Annotated in this window: 3 protein-coding genes; 2 read left to right on the top strand and 1 reads right to left on the bottom strand. The window is 70.9% G+C overall.

Going from position 1 to position 4448, the window contains the following annotated elements:
• Positions 1-1349 precede the first annotated feature (1349 nt).
• Both ACH4E7_RS45295 and ACH4E7_RS45290 read left to right on the top strand, forming a co-directional pair.
• Complete coding sequence (locus ACH4E7_RS45295) at positions 1350-2102, top strand: hypothetical protein (protein ID WP_396255077.1); 753 nt, start codon at positions 1350-1352, stop codon at positions 2100-2102.
• 459 nt (positions 2103-2561) lie between these two features.
• Positions 2562-3047 (top strand): helicase associated domain-containing protein, encoded by a 486-nt coding sequence (locus ACH4E7_RS45290; RefSeq protein ID WP_396255076.1) that lies wholly within the window; start codon positions 2562-2564, stop codon positions 3045-3047.
• A gap of 270 nt (positions 3048-3317) precedes the next feature.
• Here the strand turns inward: ACH4E7_RS45290 and ACH4E7_RS45285 are convergent, their stop codons facing one another.
• On the bottom strand, positions 3318-4346 hold the full coding sequence (locus ACH4E7_RS45285; RefSeq protein WP_396255075.1) for a DUF3710 domain-containing protein: 1029 nt from the start codon (positions 4344-4346) through the stop codon (positions 3318-3320).
• Positions 4347-4448 lie beyond the last annotated feature (102 nt).

Below are 4448 nucleotides of genomic sequence, written 5' to 3'. Positions count from 1 at the left end.
CCCGCGGAGCGGGTCCCTACGGGCCTTCGGCCCTCCGTTCGCCACCCGCCTTCGGCGGGTGGGCGGACCCGCTCCGCGTGTCCGCTGCCTGACCTTCGGTCAGGCGGGCCGCGCTGCGCGCGGCCTGGGGCATTCCGCTCCGCTTCATGCCTGCCTGGGCTTCCGCTTCGCTACAGCCCAGGTGAAAGCCCCTCCGCTGTGCTCCGGGGCGGGCTGGCCGGGAGGGGGTGCGGGCGGTGGGGGTCGGTGACGGTGCGTGAGAACAGGGTGGGGGTTGGCCAGGGATACCAGCTGACGGATCGCCGGGGGACCAGGACCTTGGCCCGGGGTGGTGTATCAACTTTGCGTGTCGGAGGATCACGTCGGAACAGAGGCCCTCACTCGGGAAGTTGGGCCCGGTGCCGGGATCGCTCAGCGTGTATCAGAAATACCCTGCCAGAGAATCCCGCCAGAGTTCGGGTGCCCATCCTGAAATTCGGCCAGGGCCAGGGGCCGGAATACCGCCGGAAATCATCTCGGTATTCGGATCGGGGACAAGTGCCGGGGCCGATCGAGGCTGGACCGGGCGCCCCTTGGGCGAGGCCCACCGGGGACCGCGCCGGGCGGCACAATGACCGCCGGGCGGGGGCCCGACCCCATGACGGGCCCCTCCCCCGACCCTCACGACGGGCCCCTCCCCGGGCCCCGCAGGACCCACCAGGGCAGGAACGCCGGCATCCCCGCCCCGACCACAGGGACCGCCCAGCTCAGACACCCCGCCCAAAGATGCAAGAGCTGTCACCGACTCAACCCCACAACACAGGCCCAGGAAGCAGGACACAGCACGGCGCAGCACGGGCCCCGGGGAACGGGGAGGCGGCACCGGGCGGGCGGAGCGGGGCGCGGCACACCCGCGGGGCCAGGGCCGGACGTGGCGGTCACACCGCCGGGCACAGGCCCGGTGGTGTGACCGCGGGGAGCATGGCAGGCAGCCCGTGGACTTCGCCGGGCGGGCGGCGCGAGGCCCGCGGCCAGGCACCCGCAGTGATACTTCCGGGGCTATCCGCAGTGATATCTTCGGGCGGCCAGTGGTGGCATATTTATGGAACAGTTAAATGGGTCGGGGCGTGATTCCGTGAGGTTTACAGACCGAATTATTCGCGGCCGTAAATCGATTTCATCAGGGTGCAGTTTCGTGACGGTGCTGAGGCCGCACCTCGGTGACGCCCGGGACTGCATCAGGCTGGCGCGGCGGACTGCAGTCCGGTGTCCTGGTCCTCGCGGTGGGCCGCAACCGGAGGCCGCGCGACGGCGTCCACCCGGATACGAACGGTTGCCCGACCGCCGTACTCCTGGGGGGATTTCCGCACATGCCGATCAACGATGCCGTACCCGCGCCACCGCCGCACGGCACCCTGCCGCCCTGCCCGAGGTGCGCGCTGACCGACCAGGTCCGCAGCGTGCCGGCGGTCCACCTGAGCGAGCGGCGCAACGTCACCGTGCGCTCCTCCGGCCGCGACGGCCGCACCGAGACCCGCGAAGAGGTCTCCGCCCTCGGCCGGGCCCTGGCACCCGCGCCGCCGACCGCCACCACGGCGTTCAAGGCGATGCTGGTGCTGGCCTTCCCGGCGCTGTTCGCTACCGTCGAGACCTTCAGCGAGGGCATGCGGCAGCGCAACGCCTCCGGCGAGCATCAGCCCGACTTCTCGCCGCCGTCCTGGTGGAAGACCGGGCACCCCGGATTCCCGAACGGCCTCCCCACCGGCTACCAGGAGATCGGTCCGAGCGCCCTTCCCAGCCCCACGGCCACCCAGGCGGCGGCCCCGCTGGCCGACACGGGCGGCACGCCGACCGTGCTGGTGGTTTCGTTCCTGCTGATGGCCCTCGTCCTCGGCCTGGTGGCGGGCGCGGTCACACTGTACGTCACCAGGCGCCGGCGGCTGGCGGGCCGGCCCCGAGCCGAACGCCTGTGGAACCAGGCCTGGTACTGCGCCCGGTGCGGCACCGCGCACTTCCCACCCACCGCCGGGCAGGGCACCGGGGCACTCGGCCTCGCGGAGTTCCGCAAGGCCGTCTGGACGGCGGGCGGCTACGGCGACCTCGCCGAGCGGTACCGGCCGTAGGCGTGTCCGACAGATCCCGCCGGGTCGGCCGGCCGCCAGGATGCGAGGCCATTCCACGCCCCCAAATGCGAACAGGTCACACCCTGGAGCGGGTCAGTGTGGGACGGTCCCAGAAAGGCTTGGGCGAGGTGGAGGGCGCTTTCCAGGACGTCGGCCGGGGTGCGGACGCGGCGCAGCGCGGCGATGGCGTCGGCGGTCTGCTTGATGGGCCCAGGGGCGGGCTGTGTGGTGGGGCCGGGACTATCGGCGCATGGGAAACCGCGCGATGCCGACCAGTGAAAACGTCACCTGCATGACGTCGGAAACCGCACCACGATGACGCCGGCCCCACCGGCATCGCCCCCGACCAGGCATCAACCCATACGCCAGGACGACAAACCGTTGCAGCCAACCGCGACACCGTCATGCAACTTCACAGCCGGGGAGCCGGGTGCGCTGTCGCCGGAGCGGCGGCGGGCGTTGGAGGAGATCGACCCGTGGTGGTGCCCGGTCTGGCCGATCACCTGGCAGCGCGCCTACGCCACCGCTCGCCAGTGGTGGCTGGAGGCCGATGGCCGTGTCGCCTGGGCGCAGTTGCCCGTGGACACCGTGTTCGAGGGCGAGCAGCTCGGACGGTGGGTGCAGGCGCAGCGGGCTGGCTGGCCGAACCTGGAGGCGGACCAGCGGGACCTGCTGTCGGCGATCGGCATCGAGGAGGACCAGGAGTTGGTGGCCGCCAAGGCCTCTGCCGAGGCGAAGCCGAAGGTGTCCCGCACCGACCGCTTCCAGCTCCACCTGGCGGCGCTGACGGCCTTCGCCGAACGGGAAGGCCACGCCCGCGTTCCGCGCACCCACAAGGAGGGCGGGGTGTCTCTCGGGTCCTGGGTGAACAACCAGAAGGCCCGCCGGGACAAGCTCAGCCCGGAGCAGCTCTCGCAGCTCGCGGCGCTCGGGGTGGCCTGGTAGGACCGGCTGGCGGTCGGGGGCCTGGAGTGACGGCCGACGGCGCTCAGAAGCGGCCGGGCGTCACCATCGGCCAGGTGCAGCACACCGCTCTCGGCCTGGTGAAGAAAATCACCGGAGGCCGCCATTCCTGCCGGGATGGCGGCCTCCCAGTGTTCGGGGCGGTGCACGGTGCCAGCAGCGGGGCCGGGGCACACTCCCACAGGGCGCAGCAGGCCATGCCACCCACACGCGCCCGCCCTCGCGTCGCTGTTCTGCTGTGCCTTCGGCGCGTCAGCCTGGCATGCGCAACCGAATGGGCTGACCGTCCAACCGGGGGCGTCCGGAACCGAAATCGGTCGCCGACAGCGGGAGGGCCGACCAGGGCTGGAACGAGGGAACCACGACGACGCGCTCGACGTAGGAATAGGCCCACTCATCCTGGCTCTCCGGAGCGGCTCCGTCACCAGTCACCGTCGCCCTCAGCAACCAGCCAGGGCCGTCGCACCCGAGCATGCGGATGGTCTGCACACCCCGACCCGTCTCCCGCTGCACCGGGACATCACACCTGAGCTCGACGCCCGCGCGCCCGGCCCACTCGCGGACCTCACCCCCCAGGCCGCGAACCCGCCGCGCGAGGGTCTCGCGCGACCTAGCCCACGCCCCCTCCTGGGTCGCGTGGAAAGCCTGGAGCTGTACCCCCGTGGACCCCCGAAGGACAACAGCCTCCAGCAGGTCCGAGGACCCTCTGCCCTCGTTCACCTGGATCTTGAGGCCCGGCTCGCGGGGGATCCTGAGACCACCAAGGTCGATGAGGTCGGTACCTTGCCAGCCCGCCTCGCTCGCGTCCCAGGGTCCGATCTCCACACCTCGCTCGACCAGCCTGAACGGATCCTCGACCTGCACGAAGTCGTTCGCGATATCCTCTGCGGCCCCGAGCAGACGGTCGAGGTCCTCTCCTCGGATGTCCTCCTCTTCCGTCAGCGCCGTGAGGAGGGCGAGGATGTCCCGCAGCGAGAACAGCCCGCTCAGCCGCCCGGCTGCGACAGCCCGCAGATCGCCTGTCAGTGCGGAGATCATCGTCGTCACGTCACCCGCGCCTAGGCCCTGCGACGTCACCGCGGGCGCGTCGACCGGAAACGCCTCACCATCCTCCTCCCGCAGCTGCACAAGGATCTTGACGGCGAACACCAGCACCAATGCCGGCGTCACGCGCTCCGGTCGTTCCTCCCAGCCGGCCCGATCCACGGCCGCGTCGGACAGGGTGCCACTCCGGCCGAACTCCTCAAGAATCAGCCGCGTGGAACTACTGACGTCGTGCATTCCGCCACCCCTTAGGGCGTCCGCCAGTAGGTGCCGAGCTAATTGGTAGTAGCAGGGCAGGCACGGTTCGCCCGATCATGGAGTTCTCTACGCTTCATGATC

It is taken from the genome of Kitasatospora sp. NPDC018058, assembly GCF_044327205.1.
Lineage (GTDB): Bacteria > Actinomycetota > Actinomycetes > Streptomycetales > Streptomycetaceae > Kitasatospora.
Note: the sequence above shows the minus strand (reverse complement) of the source record. Positions and strands in the feature narration are given on the sequence as shown.